This window comes from Streptomyces sp. 17_S59, from assembly GCF_056930295.1.
Map to the genome: position 1 here is coordinate 5,361,036 of NZ_JBXOWD010000001.1, position 24,528 is coordinate 5,385,563.

The 24,528-nt window shown below is 72.7% G+C and carries 17 protein-coding genes; 14 read left to right on the forward strand and 3 right to left on the reverse strand.

Translation table 11 applies throughout. The features are described 5' to 3' along the window. Positions 1 to 58: 58 nt before the first annotated feature. The 11 genes from AC1Z4A_RS24490 (at position 59) to AC1Z4A_RS24540 (ending at position 15,186) form a co-directional block, all read left to right on the forward strand. Positions 59 to 5,563, forward strand: coding sequence for a HAMP domain-containing protein (locus AC1Z4A_RS24490; RefSeq protein ID WP_483682012.1), 5,505 nt, complete (start codon positions 59 to 61; stop codon positions 5,561 to 5,563). Positions 5,564 to 5,837: 274 nt separating this feature from the next. Beyond that, positions 5,838 to 6,515 (forward strand): response regulator, encoded by a 678-nt coding sequence (locus AC1Z4A_RS24495; protein WP_483682013.1) that lies wholly within the window; start codon positions 5,838 to 5,840, stop codon positions 6,513 to 6,515. Between the two features lie 137 nt (positions 6,516 to 6,652). Then, positions 6,653 to 9,379 (forward strand): DNA translocase FtsK, encoded by a 2,727-nt coding sequence (locus AC1Z4A_RS24500; RefSeq protein ID WP_483682014.1) that lies wholly within the window; start codon positions 6,653 to 6,655, stop codon positions 9,377 to 9,379. Between the two features lie 216 nt (positions 9,380 to 9,595). Continuing rightward, positions 9,596 to 10,420, forward strand: a complete 825-nt coding sequence (locus AC1Z4A_RS24505; protein ID WP_483682015.1) for a helix-turn-helix domain-containing protein — start codon at positions 9,596 to 9,598, stop codon at positions 10,418 to 10,420. A 173-nt stretch (positions 10,421 to 10,593) separates the two neighbouring features. Next, positions 10,594 to 12,111 carry a 30S ribosomal protein S12 methylthiotransferase RimO gene (gene rimO, locus AC1Z4A_RS24510; protein WP_483682016.1) on the forward strand — a complete coding sequence of 506 codons (1,518 nt, stop codon included), beginning with the start codon at positions 10,594 to 10,596 and terminating at the stop codon, positions 12,109 to 12,111. Beyond that, entirely contained in the window at positions 12,108 to 12,734 is a 627-nt protein-coding gene (pgsA, locus tag AC1Z4A_RS24515) for a CDP-diacylglycerol--glycerol-3-phosphate 3-phosphatidyltransferase (RefSeq protein ID WP_483682017.1), read from the forward strand. The genes rimO and pgsA overlap by 4 nt, the downstream gene beginning before the upstream one ends. Further along, positions 12,731 to 13,252, forward strand: coding sequence for a CinA family protein (locus AC1Z4A_RS24520; protein ID WP_483682018.1), 522 nt, complete (start codon positions 12,731 to 12,733; stop codon positions 13,250 to 13,252). The genes pgsA and AC1Z4A_RS24520 overlap by 4 nt, the downstream gene beginning before the upstream one ends. Before the next feature lie 109 nt (positions 13,253 to 13,361). After that, positions 13,362 to 13,745, forward strand: a complete 384-nt coding sequence (locus AC1Z4A_RS24525) for a helix-turn-helix domain-containing protein (protein WP_086566431.1) — start codon at positions 13,362 to 13,364, stop codon at positions 13,743 to 13,745. Positions 13,746 to 13,971: 226 nt separating this feature from the next. Beyond that, complete coding sequence (locus AC1Z4A_RS24530; protein ID WP_483682019.1) at positions 13,972 to 14,442, forward strand: Dps family protein; 471 nt, start codon at positions 13,972 to 13,974, stop codon at positions 14,440 to 14,442. 70 nt (positions 14,443 to 14,512) lie between these two features. Further along, entirely contained in the window at positions 14,513 to 14,725 is a 213-nt protein-coding gene (locus tag AC1Z4A_RS24535; RefSeq protein ID WP_483682020.1) for a hypothetical protein, read from the forward strand. 56 nt (positions 14,726 to 14,781) lie between these two features. Continuing rightward, complete coding sequence (locus tag AC1Z4A_RS24540) at positions 14,782 to 15,186, forward strand: hypothetical protein (RefSeq protein WP_483682021.1); 405 nt, start codon at positions 14,782 to 14,784, stop codon at positions 15,184 to 15,186. Positions 15,187 to 15,360: 174 nt separating this feature from the next. Here the strand turns inward: AC1Z4A_RS24540 and AC1Z4A_RS24545 are convergent, their stop codons facing one another. The 3 genes from AC1Z4A_RS24545 to AC1Z4A_RS24555 form a co-directional block, all read right to left on the reverse strand. After that, on the reverse strand, positions 15,361 to 16,167 hold the full coding sequence (locus AC1Z4A_RS24545) for a DNA-formamidopyrimidine glycosylase family protein (protein ID WP_483682022.1): 807 nt from the start codon (positions 16,165 to 16,167) through the stop codon (positions 15,361 to 15,363). 22 nt (positions 16,168 to 16,189) lie between these two features. Continuing rightward, a complete protein-coding gene (locus AC1Z4A_RS24550; protein WP_483682023.1) occupies positions 16,190 to 20,953 on the reverse strand; it encodes an ATP-dependent helicase in 4,764 nt (1,587 codons plus the stop codon). Positions 20,954 to 21,149: 196 nt separating this feature from the next. Next, positions 21,150 to 22,070, reverse strand: a complete 921-nt coding sequence (locus AC1Z4A_RS24555) for a hypothetical protein (RefSeq protein WP_483682024.1) — start codon at positions 22,068 to 22,070, stop codon at positions 21,150 to 21,152. Positions 22,071 to 22,150: 80 nt separating this feature from the next. Between AC1Z4A_RS24555 and AC1Z4A_RS24560 the strand changes: the two genes are divergently transcribed. The 3 genes from AC1Z4A_RS24560 to recX all read left to right on the forward strand — a co-directional run bounded on the left by AC1Z4A_RS24560 (position 22,151) and on the right by recX (position 24,402). Then, positions 22,151 to 22,345 (forward strand): DUF3046 domain-containing protein, encoded by a 195-nt coding sequence (locus tag AC1Z4A_RS24560; protein ID WP_483682025.1) that lies wholly within the window; start codon positions 22,151 to 22,153, stop codon positions 22,343 to 22,345. A gap of 299 nt (positions 22,346 to 22,644) precedes the next feature. After that, positions 22,645 to 23,766, forward strand: a complete 1,122-nt coding sequence (recA, locus tag AC1Z4A_RS24565) for a recombinase RecA (RefSeq protein ID WP_483682026.1) — start codon at positions 22,645 to 22,647, stop codon at positions 23,764 to 23,766. Between the two features lie 69 nt (positions 23,767 to 23,835). Beyond that, positions 23,836 to 24,402, forward strand: coding sequence for a recombination regulator RecX (gene recX / locus AC1Z4A_RS24570; RefSeq protein ID WP_483683709.1), 567 nt, complete (start codon positions 23,836 to 23,838; stop codon positions 24,400 to 24,402). Positions 24,403 to 24,528: the final 126 nt, after the last annotated feature.

Sequence of the window (24,528 nt, forward strand, 5' to 3'; positions counted from 1 at the left end):
CTGGGAAAGCTCGGAGCGGAAGCCCGGCGAGGAAGATCGACCCAGCGGGAGGGACACGGTGGAGTCTGGCGCGGCGGCGCGGGGCGTGAGCACGCGTGCGAAGAGCGGACGGTCCCGGCCCAATGGGACGACGGAGGTGGACACCGCGGCCCTGAACCGGCTGCGGTCCGCGCTGGAGGCGATGCGGGACGGGAACTTCCGCAAGCGGCTGACGGTCTCGGGCGACGGGGTCATGGCCGAGATCGCCGCCGTCTTCAACGAGGTCGCCGACCGCAATCTGCAGCTCACGGGGGAGCTGGCCCGGGTGCGGCGGGTGGTCGGCCGGGAGGGAAAGCTCACCGAGCGGCTGGAGGTCGGCGCCTGCGAGGGGGCCTGGGCTTCGGCGATCGACGCCTCGAACGCGCTGGTCGACGATCTGGTGCGGCCGGTGTCCGAGGTGGGCCGGGTGCTGTCGGCGGTCGCCGAGGGCGACCTGGAGCAGCGGATGGACCTGCGCTCCGTGGGGGCGGACGGGGCGGCGCACCCGCTGCGCGGCGAGTTCCTCAAGGTGGGGCGGACGGTCAACGGCCTGGTGGACCAGCTGTCGGCGTTCACCGACGAGGTGACGCGCGTCGCCAGCGAGGTGGGCACCGAGGGCAAGTTGGGCGGGCAGGCTCGGGTGCGCGGTATGTCGGGTTCGTGGAAGGACCTGACGGACTCCGTCAACACGATGGCCTCCCGGCTGACCGCCCAGGTGCGTGACATCGCGCTGGTGACCACGGCCGTCGCCAAGGGCGACCTCTCCCGGAAGGTCACGGTGCACGTGGCGGGGGAGATGCTGGAGCTGAAGAACACCGTCAACACGATGGTGGACCAGCTCTCCTCCTTCGCTTCCGAGGTCACGCGTGTGGCCCGCGAGGTGGGCACCGAGGGCGAGCTGGGCGGGCAGGCCCAGGTGCCCGGTGTGGCCGGGGTCTGGAAGGACCTCACCGACTCGGTGAACCTCATGGCCGGCAATCTGACGGCCCAGGTGCGCGGGATCGCGCAGGTCACGACGGCGGTCGCGAACGGCGACCTGTCGCAGAAGGTCACGGTGAGCGCGCGCGGCGAGGTCGCGCAGCTGGCCGAGACGATCAATCAGATGACGGAGACGCTGCGCACGTTCGCCGACGAGGTGACGCGGGTGGCGAGCGAGGTCGGCGCGGAGGGCCGGCTGGGCGGTCAGGCGCAGGTGCCGGGTGCGGCGGGTACGTGGAAGGACCTGACCGATTCGGTGAACACGGCCTTCCGTAACCTCACCGGCCAGGTGCGGGACATTGCGCAGGTGACGACGGCCGTCGCCAACGGCGATCTGGGGCAGAAGGTCACGGTCGACGTCTCCGGCGAGATGCTGGAGCTGAAGAACACTGTCAACGGGATGGTGGACCAACTCCAGTCCTTCGGTGCCGAAGTGACACGTGTGGCGCGGGAGATCGGCGTCGAGGGCGAGCTGGGCGGTCAGGCGCAGGTGCCGGGTGCGGCGGGTACGTGGAAGGACCTGACCGATTCGGTGAACACGGCCTTCCGCAACCTCACCGGCCAGGTCCGCAATATCGCGCAGGTGACCACGGCCGTCGCCAACGGCGACCTCTCGCAGAAGGTCACGGTCGACGTCTCCGGCGAGATGCTCCAGCTGAAGAACACCGTCAACACGATGGTGGACCAGCTCTCCTCCTTCGCCGACCAGGTCACCCGCATGGCGCGGGACGTGGGCACGGAGGGTCGGCTCGGCGGCCAGGCCCGGGTGGACGGCGTCAGCGGCACCTGGAAGGAGCTGACCGACTCCGTCAACTTCATGGCCGGGAACCTGACTTCGCAGGTGCGGCAGATCGCCCAGGTGACCACGGCGGTCGCGCGCGGCGACCTGTCGCAGAAGATCGACGTGGATGCGCGCGGCGAGATCCTGGAGCTGAAGAACACCATCAACACGATGGTCGACCAGCTGTCCTCGTTCGCCGACCAGGTCACGCGCGTGGCCCGCGAGGTGGGCACGGAGGGACGGCTCGGCGGGCAGGCGCAGGTGCCGGGCGTGGCCGGCGTCTGGCGCGACCTCACCGACTCCGTCAACAGCATGGCGGGCAACCTGACCGCCCAGGTCCGCAACATCGCCCAGGTGGCCACGGCGGTGGCACGCGGCGATCTCTCGCAGAAGATCGACGTGGACGCCCGGGGCGAGATCCTGGAGCTGAAGAACACCCTCAACACCATGGTGGATCAGCTCTCGTCGTTCGCCGACCAGGTCACGCGGGTGGCGCGCGAGGTGGGCACCGAGGGCATCCTGGGCGGCCAGGCGGAGGTGCAGGGCGTCTCGGGCACCTGGAAGGACCTCACCCAGTCGGTCAACTTCATGGCCAACAACCTGACGTCCCAGGTGCGGAACATCGCCGAGGTCACCACGGCGGTGGCCAAGGGCGACCTGTCGAAGAAGATCACCGTCGACGCCAAGGGCGAGATCCTCGAACTCGTCACGACCGTGAACACGATGGTGGATCAGCTGTCGGACTTCGCCGAGCAGGTCACGCGGGTGGCCCGCGAGGTGGGCACCGAGGGTCGGCTGGGCGGCCAGGCGCGGGTGCGCGACGTCACCGGCATCTGGAAGGACCTCACCGACAACGTCAACCTGATGGCCAACAACCTGACCAGCCAGGTCCGCAACATCTCGCAGGTCGCAGGCGCGGTCGCCAACGGCGACCTCACCAAGAAGATCACGGTGGCGGCGCGTGGCGAGGTCGCGCAGCTGGCCGACACCGTCAACACCATGGTGACCACGCTGTCGTCCTTCGCGGACGAGGTCACGCGGGTGGCGCGCGAGGTGGGCACCGACGGCATCCTCGGCGGCCAGGCGCGCGTCCCGGGCGTGAGCGGCACCTGGAAGGACCTCACCGAGTCGGTCAACTCGATGGCCTCCAACCTGACGGGCCAGGTGCGCAACATCGCGATGGTGACCACCGCCATCGCCCAGGGCGACCTCACCAAGAAGATCGACATCGATGCGCGCGGCGAGATCCTCCAGCTGAAGACGACCATCAACACGATGGTGGATCAGCTGTCCTCGTTCGCCGACCAGGTCACGCGTGTGGCCCGAGAGGTGGGCACCGAGGGCCAGCTGGGCGGTCAGGCCCGGGTGCGGGACGTGGACGGCACCTGGCGCGACCTGACGGAGTCGGTCAACGAGATGGCCGGGAACCTGACGCGCCAGGTGCGGGCCATCGCCGAGGTCGCCACGGCCGTGACCCGCGGCGACCTCAACCTCAAGATCGACGTGGATGCGGCCGGCGAGATCCTGGAACTCCAGGACAACATCAACACGATGATCGCCAACCTCCGCGAGACCACGCTCGCCAACAAGGAGCAGGACTGGCTCAAGGGCAACCTCGCCCGGATCTCCGGCCTGATGCAGGGCCGCCGGGACCTGGAGGACGTCGCCGGGCTGATCATGAGCGAGCTGACCCCGGTGGTCTCCGCCCAGCACGGCGCGTTCTTCCTGGCGATGCCGACCGGGCAGCAGCAGGAGGGCGAGGGCGCCGAGGGCACCGAGGGCGCGTACGAGCTGCGGATGCTCGGCTCGTACGGCTACTCCTCGGGCTCGATGCCCACTTCCTTCCGCCCGGGCGAGTCGCTCATCGGCACGGCGGCCAAGGAGAAGCGCACCATCCTGGTGGAGAACGTGCCGCCGGGCTACCTGAAGATCGCCTCCGGGCTGGGCGAGGCGCCCCCGGCGCACGTCATCGTTCTGCCGGTGCTGTTCGAGGGGCAGGTCCTCGGCGTCATCGAGCTTGCGTCCTTCCAGCCGTTCGCCCAGATCCAGAAGGACTTCCTCAGCCAGATCGCCGAGATGATCGGCACGAGCGTCAACACCATCAGCGTCAACACCAAGACGGAGGTGCTGCTCAAGCAGTCGCAGGAGCTGACCGAGCAACTGCGCGAGCGCTCGGCGGAGTTGGAGAACCGGCAGAAGGCCCTGGAGATCTCCAACGCCGAGCTGGAGGAGAAGTCCGAGCGGCTGGCCCGGCAGAACCGTGACATCGAGGTGAAGAACACCGAGATCGAGGACGCCCGGCAGGTGCTGGAGGAGCGCGCCGAGCAGCTCGCGGTCTCGATGCGCTACAAGTCCGAGTTCCTGGCCAACATGTCGCACGAGCTGCGCACGCCGCTCAACTCCCTGCTGATCCTGGCCAAGCTGCTGTCCGACAACGCGGAGGGCAACCTCTCCCCGAAGCAGGTCGAGTTCGCCGACACGATCCACGGCGCGGGCTCGGACCTGCTCCAGCTGATCAACGACATCCTGGACCTGTCGAAGGTCGAGGCGGGCAAGATGGACGTCAGCCCGACCCGGATCGCCCTGGTCCAGCTCGTGGACTACGTGGAGGCGACCTTCCGGCCGCTGACGGCGGAGAAGGGCCTGGACTTCTCGGTGCGGGTCTCGCCGGAGCTGCCGGCGACGCTGCACACCGACGAGCAGCGGCTGCTCCAGGTGCTGCGCAACCTGCTGTCCAACGCCGTGAAGTTCACCGACACCGGCGCCGTCGAGCTGGTCATCCGGCCGGCCGGCGCGGACGTGCCGGACAGCATCCGCGAGCAGCTGCTGGAGGCGGGCTCGCTGCGCGACGCCGACGCCGACCTGATCGCCTTCTCGGTCACGGACACCGGCATCGGCATCGCGCAGAGCAAGATGCGGGTCATCTTCGAGGCGTTCAAGCAGGCGGACGGCACGACCAGCCGCAAGTACGGCGGCACGGGCCTGGGGCTGTCCATCAGCCGGGAGATCGCCCGGCTGCTCGGCGGCGAGATCGACGCGGCGAGCGAGCCCGGCCGCGGCTCGACCTTCACCCTCTACCTGCCGCTGAGCCCGGGCGAGCTGCCGCCCCAGGGCTTCCCCCAGCCCGAGGCCGACGGCACCGCGGCGCTGCCGCAGGAGCCGGCCGCCGAGGGGACCGGCGCGGCGGAGGAGGGCTCGCCCGCCCGCCAGGCCGCCGGGCTCTTCCTGCGCCGCCGGCGCGCCGCCCAGGCCGCCCGGCAGGCCCAGGCGTTCCCCGAGGCCGGGGCCGGCGGCGCCGCGGCGCAGGGCGCGTGGACGGGGCGCACCGCCTTCGCCGGGCCCGGGACGGTGCCGTTCGACGTGTACGGCGACCGGGGCGAGCCGGTCCACGAGGGCTTCAGCGGGGGCTTCAACGGCGAGAAGGTGCTGATCGTCGACGACGACATCCGCAATGTGTTCGCCCTCACCAGCGTGCTGGAGCAGCACGGGCTCTCGGTGCTCTACGCGGAGAACGGCCGTGAGGGGATCGAGGTGCTGGAGCAGCACGACGACGTCGTGCTGGTCCTGATGGACATCATGATGCCGGAGATGGACGGCTATGCCACGACGGCGGCGATCCGCAGGATGCCGCAGTTCGCGGGGCTGCCCATCATCGCGCTGACGGCGAAGGCGATGAAGGGCGACCGGGAGAAGAGCATCGAGGCCGGAGCGTCCGACTATGTCACCAAGCCGGTCGACACGGATCATCTTCTGACGGTGATGGAGCAGTGGATGCGCGCAGAGTGACGGAATCTCGTTCACTATTTGACGATCTGCTGACTGAGTGTGGCCGAAGGCGTGTGGGACCGCGGTATTCGGGGAACCTTCTGGTCCCCCACCGCGTTTCTGCTACGTGCACGGTGACATCGCGGTGACAGGGTGTGGTGACAGGCGGGGTGCGGCTACCATGACCGGCACAAGGACGGGCGGCGCGAGGGAGTCGTCCCCTGGGGCGGCGCCCGGTGCTTCCCCCGGCTCCGTGAGCCGGGGAGACCCCAAGCCGGGACGAGGAGGACGGGGCATGGTGCAGAAGGCCAAGATCCTCCTGGTCGATGACCGGCCGGAAAATCTGCTGGCGCTGGAGGCCATCCTCTCGGCGCTCGATCAGACACTGGTGCGGGCATCGTCAGGGGAGGAAGCGCTCAAGGCGCTGCTGACGGACGACTTCGCGGTGATCCTGCTGGACGTGCAGATGCCCGGCATGGACGGCTTCGAGACGGCCGCGCACATCAAGCGGCGGGAGCGGACCCGGGACATCCCGATCATCTTCCTCACGGCCATCAACCACGGCCCGCACCACACCTTCCGGGGCTACGCGGCCGGTGCCGTGGACTACATCTCCAAGCCCTTCGACCCGTGGGTGCTGCGCGCCAAGGTCTCCGTGTTCGTCGAGCTGTACATGAAGAACTGCCAGCTCCGCGAGCAGGCCGCCCTGTTGCGCCTCCAGCTGGAGAACGGACGGGCCGGCGCCGTCGAGCCCCAGGAGCCCGCAGGGCTGCTCGCGGAGCTGTCCGCGCGGCTCGCCGCCGTCGAGGAGCAGGCCGAGGCCCTCTCCAAGCAGCTGGACGAGTCCGCCGACGCGGCCGCCGTGGCCACCGCCGCCCACCTCGAGCGCAAGCTCACCGGCCTCCGCCGGGCCCTCGACGCCCTGGAGCCGGGAGCGGGCAGCGGCGCGAGCCCGGTGCCCACCCAGAGCTGACGGCCCCGCCGGTCCCGCGCCCTTGCCGGGCGGCCGTTTGACGCCGCGTCACCGGCTTCACCGCCGCATCACGACACGAACGGGTGAACGCCTGCCCGCACGTGTACCGAACGGCGGACAACGGTAATCTCGGCACCATGGCCTCACGTACGTCCGGCAAGGGTTCCCAGAGCACGGCGGGCACCTCGAAGCAGCGCGCCGGACGATCCGGGAGCGCCCCCAGGAAGGCACCCGCCAAGGCGCCCGCGAAGAAGGCGCCGCCCAAGCCAGCGGGCCGGGCTCCCGCACGCAAGGCACCCGCCAAGAAGGCCGCCGCCAAGCGCCCCGCGGGCGGCGCCCGCAAGGCGGGGCGCGGGCTGGCGCACGGCGCCGGAGCGCTCTTCCGCGGCGTCGGACGGGGCGCGAAGGGCCTCGATCCCGCACACCGCAAGGACGGGCTCGCCCTGCTGCTCCTCGGCCTGGCGCTGGTCGTCGCCGCGGGCACCTGGTCGCACCTCGAGGGGCCCGTGGGCGACCTCGTCAAGATGCTGGTCACCGGCGCCTTCGGCCGCCTCGACCTGGTGGTGCCGATACTGCTGGGCATCATGGCGTTCCGGCTGTTCCGCCATCCCGAGCGGCCCGAGGCCAACGGACGGATCGTCATCGGCCTGTCGGCGCTGGTCCTCGGCGTCCTCGGGCAGGTCCACGTGGCCTGCGGATCCCCCGGGCGCGGCGACGGCTCCCAGGCCCTTCAGGACGCCGGCGGGATGATCGGCTGGGCCGCCTCCCAACCCCTCGTCCTCACCGTCGGCGAGGTACTGGCCGTACCGCTGCTGATGCTGCTCACCGTCTTCGGTCTGCTGGTGGTCACGGCGACGCCCGTCAACGCCATCCCGCGGCGGCTGCGGCAGCTCGGCATACGGCTGGGGGTCGTCGAGCCGCACCCCGACGAGTACGAGCCGGAAGCCGGCTGGGCCGAGTACGACGACGAGTGGCGCGAGGCCCCCGCCCCCGCCCGGCGGCCGCGCCGCGCGCCCGCCGCCGACCCCGGCCGGGCCGAGGAAGAGGCCCTCGAGAAGCGCCGCAGGCCCCGCCGCCCGGCGGCCGTGGAGCCCCCGCCCGGCCGCGAGCCGGACGCGGTGGACCTCGCGGCGGCCGCCGCTGCCGCACTGGACGGCGCCGTGCTGCACGGCGTCCAGCCCTCCCCGCTCGTCGCCGACCTCAGCAGTGGCATCGCCACGGCCGGGGGGCGCGCGGACGAGCAGCCCACCACCCGCGCCGCGCGCCGCACCCCGGCCGTGGAGGAGCGGACCCCGCGGCCCGCCGGGGCGGTCCCCGACCTCACCAAGCCCGCCCCCGAGCCCCCGGCCGGGCTGCCCCCGCGGGCCGAGCAGCTCCAGCTCGCCGGGGACATCACCTACGCGCTGCCCTCGCTCGAGCTGCTCGAGCGCGGCGGCCCCGGCAAGACCCGCAGTGCTGCGAACGACGCCATAGTGGCCTCGCTGACCAACGTCTTCGCGGAGTTCAAGGTCGACGCCGCCGTCACCGGCTTCACCCGCGGCCCGACGGTCACCCGCTACGAGGTGGAGCTGGGCCCGGCCGTGAAGGTCGAGCGCATCACCGCGCTCACCAAGAACATCGCCTACGCCGTCGCCAGCCCGGACGTGCGGATCATCAGCCCGATCCCCGGCAAGTCCGCCGTCGGCATCGAGATCCCGAACACCGACCGGGAGATGGTCAACCTCGGCGACGTCCTGCGCCTCGCGGACGCGGCCGGGGACGAGCACCCGATGCTCGTGGCCCTCGGCAAGGACGTCGAGGGCGGCTATGTGACGGCCAACCTGACGAAGATGCCCCACATCCTGGTCGCCGGCGCCACCGGCTCCGGAAAGTCGTCCTGCATCAACTGCCTGATCACCTCGATCATGATCCGCGCCACTCCCGAGGACGTGCGGATGGTGCTGGTCGACCCCAAGCGGGTCGAGCTGACGGCCTACGAGGGCATCCCGCACCTGATCACGCCGATCATCACCAACCCCAAGCGGGCCGCCGAGGCCCTCCAGTGGGTCGTGCGCGAGATGGACCTGCGCTACGACGACCTGGCCGCCTTCGGCTTCCGGCACATCGACGACTTCAACGCCGCCGTGCGCGCCGGGAAGGTCAAGCCGCCGGAGGGCAGCGGGCGCGAGCTGTCCCCGTACCCGTACCTGCTGGTCATCGTGGACGAGCTGGCGGACCTCATGATGGTGGCCCCGCGCGACGTGGAGGACTCCATCGTCCGCATCACCCAGCTCGCCCGCGCCGCCGGCATCCACCTGGTGCTGGCCACCCAGCGGCCGTCCGTCGACGTCGTCACCGGCCTGATCAAGGCGAACGTGCCCTCGCGGCTCGCCTTCGCCACCTCCTCGCTGGCCGACAGCCGGGTCATCCTCGACCAGCCCGGCGCCGAGAAGCTCATCGGCAAGGGCGACGGCCTCTTCCTGCCCATGGGGGCCAACAAGCCCACCCGCATGCAGGGCGCCTTCGTGACCGAGGGCGAGGTCGCGGCGGTGGTCAAGCACTGCAAGGACCAGATGACGCCCGTCTTCCGCGACGACGTCATGGTCGGCTCGGCGAAGAAGAAGGAGATCGACGAGGACATCGGGGACGACCTCGATCTGCTGTGCCAGGCGGCCGAACTGGTGGTGTCCACCCAATTCGGCTCGACCTCGATGCTCCAGCGGAAATTGCGTGTGGGATTCGCCAAGGCGGGCAGACTCATGGACCTGATGGAGTCGCGCAACATCGTGGGGCCCAGCGAGGGCTCCAAGGCGCGTGACGTGCTGGTGAAGCCCGACGAGCTGGACGGGGTGCTCGCGGTCATCCGCGGGGACGGCGGGATGTGATCCGCCGGGATCCGTAACCACTGGAAAGGGTCCCCGGTCAACCGTTTCTCTCGAGCGGGAGCGCAGTTGAGCGAGGGGGGAGGGGCGATGTGCCACCGCCGTTACCACAGAGCCTTCTGATGGCCTACAAAGTCCGGCTTCCCGCTTGCTTGACCGTTTCGTATCCCCCCTAGACTGAATCTCCAGCAGGTGGCTGCACGCTCGAAAGGCGCCCACGTGTCCATCGGCAACTCTCCAGAGTCTCCAGAGGACGACCGCCCCTCCGTCGGACGAACCCTCCAGCAGGCCCGCATCAGTGCCGGACTGACGGTAGACGAAGTCAGTTCGACCACCCGTGTACGCATCCCGATCCTGCACGCGATCGAACAGGACGACTTCACCCGCTGCGGTGGGCGCGTCTACGCCAGAGGACATATCCGTACGCTCGCGCGTGCCGTAGGCATCGATCCGGCCCCGCTCGTCGCCCAGTACGACGCGGACCACGGCGGCCGGCCCGCGCCGACCCCGGCGGCCCCGCTCTTCGACGCCGAGCGCATCCGGCCCGAGCCGCGCCGCCCCAACTGGACGGCGGCCATGGTCGCCGCGATCGTGGCGGTCGTCGGCTTCGTGGGGTTCACGCTCTTCAACGGCAGCGGCAAGGCCGGCTCGGTCACCGCCGACCCGGCCTCCGCCAAGCCCTCCGCGGCCCCCAGCCACAAGCCGGGCTCCGGCAAGGCCGGGAAGGCCTCGGCCGACCCCAAGGCGGAGGCCTCGGCCAGCGCCATCGCCGGCGTCCCGGCCAACAAGGTGACCGTCAAGCTCACCGCCGAGAACGGCCAGACCTGGATGTCCGCCAAGGACCACAACGGCCAGGTGCTCGACGAGGGCGTGCTCAAGCAGGGCGCCTCCAAGACCTTCACGGACAGCAAGCGCATCGACCTGGTGCTGGGCAACGCCGGGGCCGTGCAACTGTTCGTGAACGGCAAGGAGGTCAAGAACCTGGGCGGTGACGGCCAGGTGCAGCGCCTGAGCTACACCCGCGGGGACCCCGCGGCGGGCTGACCGGGCGGTGCCGGGCCCGGTGGGCACGGGGCCCGGGCGCTGATCAGCGGGAACGGCCGGCACGGTACGACGGCGCACGAGCGGGCGCGGAGAGCCACCGGGTGACCAGGCTCTCCGCGCCCGCATGCCACTCGGCAGCCGATGCGGGTCCGGGACAAAGTAGGCTGAGCCCTATGCCCGAACGCCGTACCGTCGCTCTTGTCACACTTGGCTGCGCCCGTAACGAGGTGGACTCGGAGGAGCTGGCAGGCCGCTTGGCGGCGGATGGCTGGGACCTCGTCGAGGACGCCGCCGATGCCGATGTGGCCGTCGTCAACACCTGTGGCTTCGTCGAAGCCGCCAAGAAGGATTCCGTCGACGCCCTCCTGGAGGCGAACGACCTCAAGGAGCACGGCCGCACCCAGGCCGTCGTGGCCGTCGGCTGCATGGCCGAGCGGTACGGCAAGGAGCTGGCCGAGGCCCTCCCCGAGGCCGACGGCGTGCTCGGCTTCGACGACTACACCGACATCTCGGACCGCCTCCGGACCATCCTCTCCGGCGGCATCCACGCCTCCCACACCCCCCGCGACCGGCGCAAGCTGCTGCCGATCAGCCCCGCCGAGCGGCAGGGTGCGGGGGACTCCGGAAAGATCGCCCTCCCGGGCCACGCCCAGGAGGCGCCCGCCCAGGAGACGGCCGCCCCGGAAGACCTGCCCGACGGCGTCGCCCCGGCCTCCGGTCCGCGCGCGCCGCTGCGCCGCCGCCTGGAGGGCGGCCCCGTCGCCTCGGTGAAGCTCGCCTCCGGCTGCGACCGGCGCTGCTCCTTCTGCGCCATCCCCTCGTTCCGCGGCTCCTTCATCTCCCGCCGCCCCTCCGACGTGCTCTCCGAGACGCGCTGGCTGGCGGAGCAGGGCGTGAAGGAGATCATGCTGGTCTCCGAGAACAACACCTCCTACGGCAAGGACCTCGGCGACATCCGGCTGCTGGAGACCCTGCTGCCGGAGCTGGCGGCCGTGGACGGCCTGGAGCGCATCCGCGTCAGCTACCTCCAGCCCGCCGAGATGCGGCCCGGCCTGATCGACGTGCTCACCTCCACGGAGAAGGTCGTCCCCTACTTCGACCTGTCGTTCCAGCACTCGGCCCCCGGCGTGCTGCGGGCGATGCGCCGCTTCGGCGACACCGACCGCTTCCTGGAGCTGCTCGACACCATCCGTGGCAAGGCGCCGCAGGCCGGCGCCCGCTCCAACTTCATCGTCGGCTTCCCCGGTGAGACCGAGGAGGACCTCGCCGAGCTGGAACGTTTCCTGGTGGGGGCCCGGCTGGACGCCATCGGCGTGTTCGGCTACTCGGACGAGGAGGGCACCGAGGCGGCCACCTACGAGGACAAGCTCGACCCCGAGGTCGTCGCCGAGCGCCTGGCGCACATCTCCCGGCTGGCCGAGGAGCTGACCGCGCAGCGCGCGGAGGAGCGCATCGGTGAGACGATCGAAGTACTCGTCGACCGCGTGGACGACGAGGACGGCGTGATCGGCCGAGCGGCCCACCAGGCGCCCGAGACCGACGGCCAGACCCTGCTGGTCATGGCCGACGGGGCGGACGCACCGGTGCCCGGCAGCATGATCACGGCGAAGGTGGTCGGCAGCGAGGGCGTGGACCTCGTCGCGGAGCCGCTGGGCTTCGAGGGCGGGTGTACCGAGGAGGCGGGCAGATGAGCGGACTCCCGGCCTCCGCCGCTGGAGGCCCGGCCTCGGCGACGGGCGCGCGGCCGGCCGGGCTGTGGAACATCGCCAACATCCTCACCATGGTGCGGCTGCTCCTGGTGCCCGGATTCGTCCTGCTGATGATGCACGGCGGCGGCTCCGACCCGGCCTGGCGCTCCTTCGCCTGGGCGGCGTTCGCCGTCGCCATGATCACCGATCTGTTCGACGGGCACCTGGCGCGCACCTACAACCTGGTCACCGACTTCGGCAAGATCGCCGACCCCATCGCCGACAAGGCGATCATGGGCGCGGCGCTGATCTGCCTGTCCGCCCTCCACTACCTGCCCTGGTGGGTGACGGGCCTGATCCTCTTCCGCGAGGTCGGCATCACGCTGATGCGGTTCTGGGTCATCAAGCTCGGGGTCATCCCGGCCAGCCGCGGCGGCAAGCTGAAGACGCTGGCCCAGGGCGTGGGCGTCGGCATGTACATCCTGCCCCTCGAGGGCCCGTTGGCCACCTTGCGCTTCTGGGTGATGGCGGTCGCCGTGGTGTTGACCGTCTCCACCGGGCTCGACTACATCCGGCACGCCTTCCGGCTGCGGCGGGCCGCGCGGACCGGGGGGTCCGCACGGTGAGCGCGGCGGTCGGCGGCGCCCCCGAAGTGCTCGCTGCGCTGGTGGAGCGGGGGCAGACGGTCGCCGCCGCCGAGTCGCTCACGGGCGGTCTGGTCGCCGCCGAGCTGACGGCCGTGCCGGGGGCCTCCCGTGCGGTGCGGGGCTCCGTCACGGCGTATGCCGGTGAGGTCAAGCGCGACGTGCTGGGTGTCGACGGGCCGCTGCTCGCCGGGCGCGGGGCGGTGGACGCCGAGGTGGCCCGGCAGATGGCGCGCGGCGTCCGGGCGCTGCTGGGTGCCGACTGGGGGGTCGCCACGACCGGGGTCGCCGGCCCCGAGGCACAGGACGGCAAGGCCGTCGGCACGGTGTTCGTCGCCGTCGCCGGGCCGGCCGGCGCGGGCGCCGTGCGGGAGCTGTCGCTGGACGGCGACCGGGACGGCATCCGGGCGCAGAGCGTACGAGCGGTCCTCGCGCTGCTCATGCGCGAACTCACGGGGAACGCGGGGGCAAAGGATACGGAACAGCACGGGGGGAATTGATGTTTGCAGCCCTGAGTGAACACGACATAGCTCCCCGCACGGCCGCACCCCGAGGCGGTACGGTGGGGCGTGAAGGAACCGGATTCGCGGTCCAAGGAGGGAGCCACCGATGATTCTGCTCCGTCGCCTGCTGGGTGACGTGCTGCGTCGGCAGCGCCAACGCCAGGGCCGCACTCTGCGCGAGGTCTCCTCGTCGGCACGGGTCTCGCTCGGTTATCTCTCCGAGGTCGAGCGCGGGCAGAAAGAGGCGTCCTCCGAGCTTCTCTCCGCAATCTGCGACGCTCTGGACGTTCGGATGTCCGAGGTCATGCGCGAGGTGAGTGACGAACTGTCGCTCGCCGAGCTGGCGCAGTCGGCGGCGGCGAGCGAGCCGGTACCCGCGCCGATGCGGCCGATGTTCAATTCGGTGTCCGTCACTTCCGTGACGGGCGTTCCGGGGGAGCGCGTGACCATCAAGGCACCGGCGGAGGCCGTGGACGTGGTCGCGGCCTGAGACGGGCCGGGACGGCCCGGGCCCCGGGTCCGGACCGGAGCGGTCCGCCCGGCACAGTCCGGAAGCGTTGTTTCACTTGTTTCACCTGGGAGATCCCGGTCGGCAGGCCCGACCGGGATCCTTGTGTTTTTCCGCCCGTTTCGCGCCCTGGTGCCCGGGCGGAGAGACTGGGACGGAACATTCCTGATGGAAACATCCCTGATGGGTGTGGAACAGGAGGAAGCGGATGTCCGTCGTCAAGAGCCCGCTGTCCGAGCCGGACCGCAAGATCGTCGGTGATGCCCTCCAAGGGGCGCTCGTCGACCTCGTGGACCTCTCCCTCGTGGCCAAGCAGGTCCACTGGAACGTCATCGGCCCGCGCTTCCGCTCCGTGCATCTCCAGCTCGACGAGGTCGTCGCCAGCGCCCGGACCCATGCGGACACCGTGGCCGAACGCGCCTCCGCGCTCGGCATCACGCCCGACGGGCGGGCCGACACGGTTGCCAGGACGAGCGGCATCGGCACGGTCGGCGGCGGCTGGATCAAGGACCCCGAAGCGGTCCGGACCATGGTCGAGGCGCTCGGTGCGGTGATCACGAGGATGCGCGAGCGCGTCCTGGCGACGGCGGATCCGGACCCGGTCACCCAGGACATCCTCATCGGCCTCACGGGTGACCTGGAGAAGCACCACTGGATGTTCCAGGCGGAGAACGCCTGAGCACACGGCGTACGGGCGGCCCGCGTGCGGCCGGGTGGCGGAGGCGGGCCGGGCGCGGTCTCCTGAAGACATGCGCGAGCATCCGGTGATCCGGTTCACGAACGAGCTGATGATGGTCTCGGACCTCGACCAGGCCACGGCGGGTGCCTTCGTGCGGTCGGTCTACCAGGAGGGCATGCACGAGGGGGAGCAGCGGGTCATCGTCGAGCTGCACCGGCGCGACCGCACGATCGTCGAACTGGAGCGGGAGCTGGCCATGCTGCGTGGAGAGCCCCCCGACTGACGCGCGGCGGGCGCCCTGCCGACGCCCGCCCCCCGCCCCGGCCGAAGGAGGCAACGATGGTCCGGCACGAAGGCTGGGGCCGCCGAGAGGCCCGGATACCCGACCGCGGCGAGGCCCTGGGGCCTGCTCTGAGCCCGGCGGAGCGGGTGCTGGTGTGCGCGCTCGGCGCGCTGTGGTGCTGGGCGGTGTTCCGGCTGCTGGTGCAGCCGGGGCGGACGGGGTTCGTGGAGGGGCTGGTCGCATCCGGGGGGTGGGGGCTGAGCCTGCTGCCGGTGCACTGCGTGCCATGGACCAGGGGGCGCAGGCGTGCGCGGAGCGAGGGTCGGCACCAGGGGCGTGCGGGCCGGGGCATCCGGGAGCGGGGCGCCAAGGGGACGCGCCGGAGGCCCGGGGGGACCCGGGCGGCGGGGGCCGCCGGACGGGGACGGGGGCGGCATGCGGGCGGACGCCGGGGGCTGTGAGGGGCCGTGTGGCCCGGGGGTTCCGGGCGGGCGTTGTGGCGCGCTGTGTGGCTGCGGTGCTTTGGCGAAGGTCCTGTGATGAAGGCGCTGTGGTGAAGCGGTAGTTTCACCCGCCCGGCTCAGCCGTGCGGGTGCCGCACCCCGCCCAGGCCCTGCTCGTACCCGGTCCGTGGCTCACAGGTCGGCGGGCGGGGGACCCGGCTGGCAGTGGGGGCACCAGTAGGTGGTGCGCTCCTGGCCCGGAGTGCCCTGGCCGGCGGCGAGGACCGGGGTGCCGCAGCGGCGGCAGGGGTGCTCGGCGCGCCCGTACACCCACAGCCGGCGGTCCGGGCGGGCATCGGCCGTCGTGATGCGGGCGGTGCGGGCCTTGTTGACCTCCAGCAGCTTCTTGGCGAGGACCACCAGGCGCTCGGGGTCGGGGACGGCCGCCACCGGCGCCCAGGGGGAGACGTGGAGCATGAAGCACAGCTCGGACTTGTAGACATTGCCGATGCCGGCCAGGTTGCGCTGGTCCAGCAGGGCCTCGCCGACGGCCCGGCCGGGGTCGGCCAGCAGCCGGTCGAGCGCCTCCTGCGCATCCCAGTCGGGGCCGAGCAGGTCGGGGCCCAGATGGCCGACGACCGTGGACTCGTCACCCGTGCGCAGCAGCTCCAGCACGGGGAGGCGGTAGCCGAACGCGGTGTGCCCGGCGTTGGCCAGGACGGCGCGGACCTGGTGCTGCGGGACGCCGCTGCCGCGCGGCCCGCCGGGGCCCCGGATCTGCCAGGAGCCGTCCATGCCGAGATGGGAGTGGAGGGTGAGGCCGCCCTCGAAGCGGGTGAGCAGGTGTTTGCCGCGGGGCACGACCTCGGTCACCCTGCGGCCGGTCAGGTCGACCGTCGCGAGCCTGGGTACGCGCAGGTCGCAGCGGACCAGCGGCTCGCCCGCCAGGGCGTCGTGGAGGTTCCGCGCGGTGCGCCAGACGGTGTCTCCTTCGGGCATGTGATCAATGATGTCGCGTGGTTCAGGGGGCGCACAGGCGGAGACCGCGCGGTGTGGCGTGGAATCCGACGGATTCCAGCAGCGCGCCCAGCGGGGAGGTCAGCGCCGGGGCGCCGTTGACCCGCTCGACCGTGACGGTGCCCAGCGCGCCCGCGCGGGCCGCCTCCGCCAGGGCCGCGGCCGCCTCGTGCAGCCCGGGGTCGTCCGCATCGGCGGCCTCGGCGCCCTCCTGCTGGGGCCAGGCCAGGACGGTCTTCCCGCCGCGCTCCACATAGAGCGCCAGGGCGCCGTCGAGCAGCACCACCAGGGAGCCCGCCTTGCGGCCGGGCTTGTGGGCCGCCCCGGCGGGCGGCTCGGGCCAGGGCAGGGCGGCGCCGTAGGCATTGGCGGGGTCGGCGGCGGCGAGGACGACCGCGCGGCTCCCGGCGGGCCGGGGGGTGCTGCTCGACGGCGCCCAGGGCGCCTCGGGGACCCCGCCGGACCGCTCGCGGGCCGTGCCGGCCGCCCGCAGCCGGTCGACCGCGCCCTCCATGGCGAACTGTGCGGCGCCCAGGCCCTCGACCACATAGCCGCGGCGGGCCAGGCCGCTCTCCTCGAAGGCGGAGAGCACGCGGTAGGCCGCGGAGAAACCGCCCTCCACGCCCTCGGCGGCGACGGCCCCGCGGGTCACCACGCCGTGCCGGTCCAGCAGCGTGCGTGCCAGGGCGTGCGCGCGGTGGGTGGGGTCGGGCTCGCGCTCCGGGAGCAGCGACCAGCGGCCCGCGACCGTCGGCGGGCCGCCGCGGGAGGCGGTGGGCCGTATCGCTCCGGCCAGGCCCGTGCGGGAGGCGAGCGCGGATCCGTACCGCCCGCGGGGCACCGGGCGCCGCGCGCGGTGGGCGGTGGAGCCCGCGGTGCGGCCCGAGCCGAGGAGCGAGCGCAGCGGGGCGAGCGTGTCGTTGGTGAGCCGGCCGGACCAGGCGAGGTCCCAGACGGCCTCGGCGATCCGGGCGTCCGTGCCGGACGGGTCGCCGGACTCGGGCTCCGCGGCGCGGACCCGCTCGGCGATCTGACGGAAGAACAGGCCGTATCCGCCGGAGAGCGCGTCGAGCACGGCCCGGTGCAGGGGCGAGAGTTCGAGCGGGTGCGGGGCGGGCAGCAGCAGAGGGGCCGCGTCGGCGAGCAGCAGGGAGACCCAGCCGTCCTTGCCGGGGAGGGCGCCCGCACCGGCCCAGACGACCTCGCCCGAGGCCGTCAACTCGTCCAGCATGGCCGGGGAGTAGTCCGTCACGCGCGCCGGCAGGACGAGCTTCTCCAGGGCCGACGCGGGCACCGGGGCGCCCTGGAGCTGCTCGACGGCCCGCAGCAGGCCGTCGGTGCCGCGCAGGCCGTCGGCGCCGATGTGCTGCCACTTGGGGAGGAACGCGGCGAGGGTGGCCGGGGGCACCGGCTCCAGCTCGTGCCGCAGCGCCGCCAGGGAGCGGCGGCGCAGCCTGCGCAGGACGGTGGCGTCGCACCACTCCTGGCCGATGCCCGCGGGGTGGAACTCCCCCTGGACGATGCGCCCGCCCGCGGCCAGCCGGTGCAGGGCGCCGTCGGTCACCGCCGTGCCGAGGCCGAAGCGGGCCGCCGCCTCGGCCGAGGTGAACGGGCCGTGGGTGCGCGCATAGCGGGCGAGGAGGTCGCCGAGCGGATCCTTGACGGGCTCGGTGAAGGCCTCGGGCACGCCCACGGGCAGGGCCGTGCCCAGCGCGTCGCGCAGCCGCCCGGCGTCCTCGACCGCCGCCCAGTGGTCCCGGCCGGCGATCCGGACGCGCAGGGCACGGCGGGCCCCCGCCAGCTCCCCGGCCCAGGAAGGCTCGGCGCCGCGCTCGGCCAGCTCGCCGTCGGTCAGCGGGCCCAGCAGCCGGAGCAGGTCGGCGACGCCTTCGGCGTCCTTGGCCCGGCGGTCCTCGGTCAGCCACTGCAACTCCCGCTCCAGCTCCGCCAGCACCTCGGCGTCGAGCAGCTCGCGCAGCTCGGCCTGGCCCAGCAGTTCGGCCAGGAGCCGCGAGTCGAGGGAGAGCGCGGCGGCCCGCCGCTCGGCGAGCGGGGAGTCTCCCTCGTAGAGGAACTGGGCGACGTAGCCGAAGAGCAGCGAGCGCGCGAACGGGGAGGGCTCGGGGGTGGTCACCTCGACCAGCCGCACCCGGCGGGCCTCGACGTCGCCCATCAGCTCGGCGAGGCCGGGGACGTCGAAGACGTCCTGGAGGCACTCGCGGACGGCCTCCAGGACGATCGGGAACGAGCCGAACTCCCCGGCGACCTGGAGGAGCTGGGAGGCGCGCTGCCGCTGCTGCCACAGCGGGGTGCGGCGGCCGGGGTTGCGGCGGGGCAGCAGCAGGGCGCGGGCGGCGCACTCCCGGAAGCGGGAGGCGAACAGCGCCGAGCCGCCGACCTGGTCGGTGACGATCCCGCCGACCTCGCCCTTGTCGAAGGTGACGTCGGAGGCGCCGACGGGCGACTGCTCGCCGTCGTACTCCGTGCCCTGCCGGGCCGGGTCGGCGAGGGCCGGGTCGAGGCCGAGCAGGTCCGCGTCGGGCAGCCGCAGCACGATGCCGTCGTCGGCGTGCATGACCTGGGTGTCCATGCCGTACCGCTCGGCGAGCCGGGCGCCCAGGGCCAGGGCCCAGGGGGCGTGCACCTGGGCGCCGAAGGGGGAGTGGACGACGACGCGCCAGTCGCCCAGCTCGTCGCGGAACCGCTCGACGACGATGGTCCGGTCGTCGGGCACGTGCCCGCAGGCGCGGCGCTGTTCGTCGAGGTACGACAGGACGTTGTCCGCGGCCCAGGTGTCGAGCCCGGCGGCGGTCAGCCGCCCGCGGGCGGCCTCCGGCGGCATGCCGCCGACCTCGCGCAGGAACGCCCCCAGGGCACGGCCGAGTTCGAGCGGCCGGCCCAGCTGGTCGCCCTTCCAGAAGGGCAGCCGCCCGGGCACGCCGGGGGCGGGGGTGACCAGGACGCGGTCGCGGGTGATGTCCTCGATCCGCCAGGAGGTGGTGCCGAGGGTGAACACGTCGCCGACCCGGGACTCGTAGACCATCTCCTCGTCCAGCTCCCCGACACGGCCGCCGCCCTTCTTGGGGTCCGCGCCCGCCAGGAAGACGCCGAACAGACCGCGGTCGGGGATGGTGCCGCCGGAGGTGACGGCCAGCCGCTGCGCGCCCGGGCGCCCCGAGACCGTACCCGCGACGCGGTCCCAGACCAGGCGCGGCCGCAACTCCGCGAAGGCGTCGGAGGGATAGCGCCCCGCGAGCATGTCGAGCACACCGGTGTAGGCGGACTCGGGCAGGGCGGCGAAGGGCGCGGCGCGCCGCACCAGGGCCAGCAGCTCGTCCACGTCCCAGTCGTCCATCGCCGCCATGGCGACGATCTGCTGGGCCAGCACGTCCAGCGGGTTGGCGGGGACGCGCAGCGACTCGATGGCTCCCTGCCGCATCCGCTCCGTCACCACGGCCGCCTGCACCAGGTCGCCCCGGTACTTGGGGAAGACGACGCCCGTGGAGACCGCGCCCACCTGGTGCCCGGCGCGGCCCACGCGCTGGAGCCCGGAGGCCACGGACGGGGGCGACTCGACCTGGACGACCAGGTCGACCGCGCCCATGTCGATGCCCAGCTCCAGGCTGGAGGTGGCGACGACGGCCGGCAGCCGGCCCGCCTTCAGGTCCTCCTCGACCAGCGCCCGCTGCTCCTTGGAGACCGAGCCGTGGTGGGCGCGGGCGAGGACCGGGGCGGCCCCCTTGGCGGGGCCGGACCCGCCCATCAGCTCGGCGGGGGAGTGGTGCTCGGGCAGCGGCTCGCCGGTGGCCCGCTCGTGGGCGATCTCGTTGAGCCGGTTGCACAGCCGCTCGGCGAGGCGGCGGGAGTTGGCGAACACGATCGTGGAGCGGTGGGCCTGGACGAGGTCGGCGATGCGCTCCTCGACATGGGGCCAGATCGAGGGCCGCTCCTTGCCGTCGCCGGCCTCCTGCACGGGCGAGCCGCCCAGCTCCCCGAGATCCTCGACCGGCACGACCACCGACAGGTCGAACTCCTTGCCGGACGGCGGCTGGACGATCTCCACCTTGCGCTGCGGCGAGAGGAAGCGCGCCACCTCGTCCACCGGACGCACCGTCGCGGACAGGCCGATGCGCCGGGCGGGGCGGGGGAGCAGCGTGTCGAGCCGCTCCAGGGACAGGGCCAGGTGGGCGCCGCGCTTGGTCCCGGCGACGGCGTGCACCTCGTCCAGGATGACCGTCTCCACACCCGCGAGAGCCTCCCGCGCGGCGGAGGTCAGCATGAGGAACAGCGACTCGGGAGTGGTGATCAGGATGTCCGGCGGCCGGGTGACCAGCGCGCGGCGCTCGGCGGCCGGGGTGTCGCCGGACCGGATGCCGACGCGGATGTCCGGCTCGGGCAGCCCGAGCCGCACGGACTCCTGCCGGATCCCCGTGAGCGGGCTGCGCAGGTTCCGCTCGACGTCCACGGCGAGGGCCTTGAGCGGGGAGACGTAGAGCACGCGGCAGCGCCTGCGGCGCTCGGCGGGCGGCGGGGTGCTCGCCAGCCGGTCCAGGGAGGCGAGGAAGGCGGCCAGGGTCTTGCCCGAGCCGGTCGGCGCGACGACCAGCACGTCCGACCCTGCGCCGATCGCCCGCCAGGCGCCCGCCTGGGCGGTCGTCGGTGCGCTGAAGGCCCCCGTGAACCAGGAGCGGGTCGCGGGGGAGAACGCGGCGAGGGCCGCCGCGGGATCCGCCGCTGCCGCCCTGCCGTCCGCCTTGTCGGTCGCCATGCCCCCCATCGTGCACCGCACCACTGACAACGCCCCGGACGCGCAGGTCAGCGGGGGTTTCCGGGCTGTGGCGGGGGGCGCGGAGCTAGGGGGTGTCCGGTGGGTCGGTGCGGGCCCCGCGGCGTCTGGTGCTGGGGGCACCTCCCAGCGGTAGCTGGGGGAGTCGCGGGGCCTGTGCTGACCCACCGGACACCCCCTAGATGTTCCGCCCGTATGCGCGCAGGGTGAGGAGGGCGTCGAGGGTCGCCATCGGCCGGCTCTCCAGGGCCGTGCCCGGCGCCCACGCCCGCCGCCTGACGGGCCAGCCGCCGTCCTCCCGCTGCTCGGCGGCGAGGTGGTCCAGCGAGCGCTCCAACTCGGCGTCGGTGAACCACGCACGGGCCACCGAGCCGGGCGTCCGCGCGAAGTCGTGCGGGAAGCGGTGCTCGCCCGGCGCGTACCCCTCGGGCAGCGGGAAGTCCGCGGCCCGCGGCGGGTCCAGCACCGCCAGCCGCTGCTCCCGCACGGCCCGGCCCAGCCGCTCGGCGGCCGCCTCCGCCCGCTGCCGGTCCGGCACCCCGTCCAGGAAGGCGACGGCGGCCTCGACCTCGTACGGGTGGGTGCGCGCCCCCTTGCCGAGCGCCTCGACGGCGGTCCAGCAGAAGTCGGTGGCCCGGAACAGCCACGCGTGCCACACCTCGTTGCGGTGCAGCAGGCCGACCACGGGGCCGGTGGCCAGCAGATCGCTCGGCGGGTCGTCCACCACCGGGATCCGGGGGGCCGAGGGGTAGCCCCGCAGCGAGGGGTGGAGCGCGGGCAGCGCGCCCTCCCGGGTGGAGACCGCCGTCAGATAGCGGCACACGGGCTCCATGCGGCGGTCCCGGCAGCGGCCGATCTCGTCCAGCACGCGCAGCGCGTGGGCGGTGTGCAGGGGCTGGCTCACCGGGCCGCGCAGATCGGGCTCCAGCGCGTGGCCGTAGCCCCCGTCGTCGCCCCGGTAGGCGGTCAGGGCCGCCTCGACGGCGTCGGGGCCGCCGCCCAGGAAGTGGTAGGCGAATCTGCGCTGCTCCAGCACGCGGGCGGTGAGCCACACGAAGTGCTCGGCGCGGGCTACGGCGGATGCTCCGGATGGGGCCATGGACAAGACCGTAGGGTGCGCGGCGGCCCCGGTCAGCGGCTCGTGCGCGGCTGCACTCTCAGGGGCGGGATACTTGGACCATGCGGTTGACGGTCTTCTGGCAGCGAATGGCGGACTACTTCGGAGCGGCGTACGCCGACTCGTTCGCGAGCGATCACGTGATGTCCGAGCTGGGCGGGAGGACCGTGCGCCAGGCGCTGGACGCCGGCTGGGGGGCCAAGGAGGTGTGGCGGGCCGTGTGCAGGGCGGTGGAGATCCCCGAGGACAGGCGCTGATCCCGGGCGGCCCGGCGGCCTGATCGCCGGCTTGACCGTCGGCTTGATCGTCTTCTTCCCGCCGTCCTCCCACGGCTCTCCCGCCCTCTTCCCGCCTTCTCCTCGGCGCTCCTCATCGGGTGTGAAGACGTACGCCGTGGCGGTTTGACAGCAAAATCGAACATCCATTCTCATGGGTGTCCCGGGCCCGTGGGAGCGAGTTATCCACAGGGTCGGGGCGACGCCCGGGCGCATTGTCAGTGGCAGGCGTTAGCGTCGTGGACGTGAAGCGATCGACTCAAGCAAACCGGGTGGAACCCATGGCAGGCACCGACCGCGAGAAGGCCCTGGACGCCGCGCTCGCACAGATTGAACGGCAATTCGGCAAGGGCGCCGTCATGCGCCTCGGCGAGCGGCCCAACGAGCCCATCGAGGTCATCTCCACCGGGTCCACCGCTCTCGACGTCGCCCTCGGCGTCGGCGGCCTCCCGCGCGGCCGCGTGGTGGAGATCTACGGACCGGAGTCCTCCGGTAAGACGACCCTGACCCTGCACGCCGTGGCCAACGCCCAGCGCGCCGGCGGCACGGTGGCCTTCGTGGACGCCGAGCACGCGCTCGACCCCGAGTACGCCAGGAAGCTCGGCGTCGACATCGACAACCTGATCCTGTCCCAGCCGGACAACGGCGAGCAGGCTCTGGAGATCGTCGACATGCTGGTCCGCTCCGGCGCGCTCGACCTGATCGTCATCGACTCCGTGGCCGCCCTGGTGCCGCGCGCGGAGATCGAGGGCGAGATGGGCGACTCCCACGTGGGCCTCCAGGCCCGCCTGATGAGCCAGGCCCTCCGCAAGATCACCAGCGCGCTCAACCAGTCCAAGACCACCGCGATCTTCATCAACCAGCTCCGCGAGAAGATCGGCGTGATGTTCGGCTCCCCGGAGACCACGACCGGTGGCCGGGCCCTGAAGTTCTACGCCTCGGTGCGCATCGACATCCGCCGCATCGAGACGCTGAAGGACGGCACCGAGGCGGTCGGCAACCGCACCCGATGCAAGGTCGTCAAGAACAAGGTCGCCCCGCCCTTCAAGCAGGCCGAGTTCGACATCCTCTACGGCCAGGGCATCAGCCGCGAGGGCGGCCTGATCGACATGGGCGTCGAGCACGGCTTCATCCGCAAGGCCGGTGCCTGGTACACCTACGAGGGCGACCAGCTCGGCCAGGGCAAGGAGAACGCCCGCAACTTCCTCAAGGACAATCCCGACCTCGCCAACGAGATCGAGAAGAAGATCAAGGACAAGCTGGGCGTGGGCGTCAAGGCCGACGCCGCGGCGGGCGAGCCCGGCGCGGACGCGGCGGGTCCCGCTGCGGAGGAGGCCGCCAAGTCGGTCCCCGCCCCCGCGAAGTCCACCGGGAAGGCCGCCAAGGCCGCGGCCAAGGGCTAGCCCGCCGTGTCCGGTCCGGAGGCGTGGCAGGGCGGACCGCCCGAGCCGCGCGACGCGGGTGCGCCGCGTGTGGACGACCGTACGGGCGATGGCGCCCTCTCCCCGTCGAGGGCCGGGGCGGGAGCGCCACCGCCGCCGGAGGAGCAGGCGCGGGCCATCTGCCTGCGCCTGCTCACCGGCGCCCCGCGCACCCGCAGGCAGCTGGCGGACGCGCTGGCCAAGCGGGGGATAGCCACGGAGGTCGCGGAGGAGGTGCTGTCCCGGTTCGAGGACGTCGGCCTGATCGACGACGCGGCCTTCGCGGACGCCTGGGTGGAGTCCCGGCACCGCGGCCGGGGGCTGGCCCGCCGCGCCCTGGCGCGCGAGCTGCGCACCAAGGGAGTGGACTCCGCGCTGATCGACGAGGCCGTCGGGCAGCTCGACGCGGAGCAGGAGGAGCGCACGGCCCGTGAGCTGGTCGAGCGCAAGCTCCGGTCGACCCGAGGCATGGACCGGGAGAAGCGGCTCCGCCGCCTCGCCGGGATGCTGGCCCGCAAGGGCTACTCCGAGGGCCTCGCCCTGCGCGTGGTGCGCCGGGCCCTGGAGGAGGAGGGCGACGACCCGGAGCTGCTGGAGCGGTACCTGCCGGAGTTCTAGGGGATGCCCGCACCGGCCCGTCGGACACCTAAGCGCTCCGCTGGAAGTGCCGTGCCGGGTCGTCGGTCGACCGCGGCGCCGTCGTGGCCGGTCGCGCAGTTCCCCGCGCCCCTTCGGGGCGCTGCC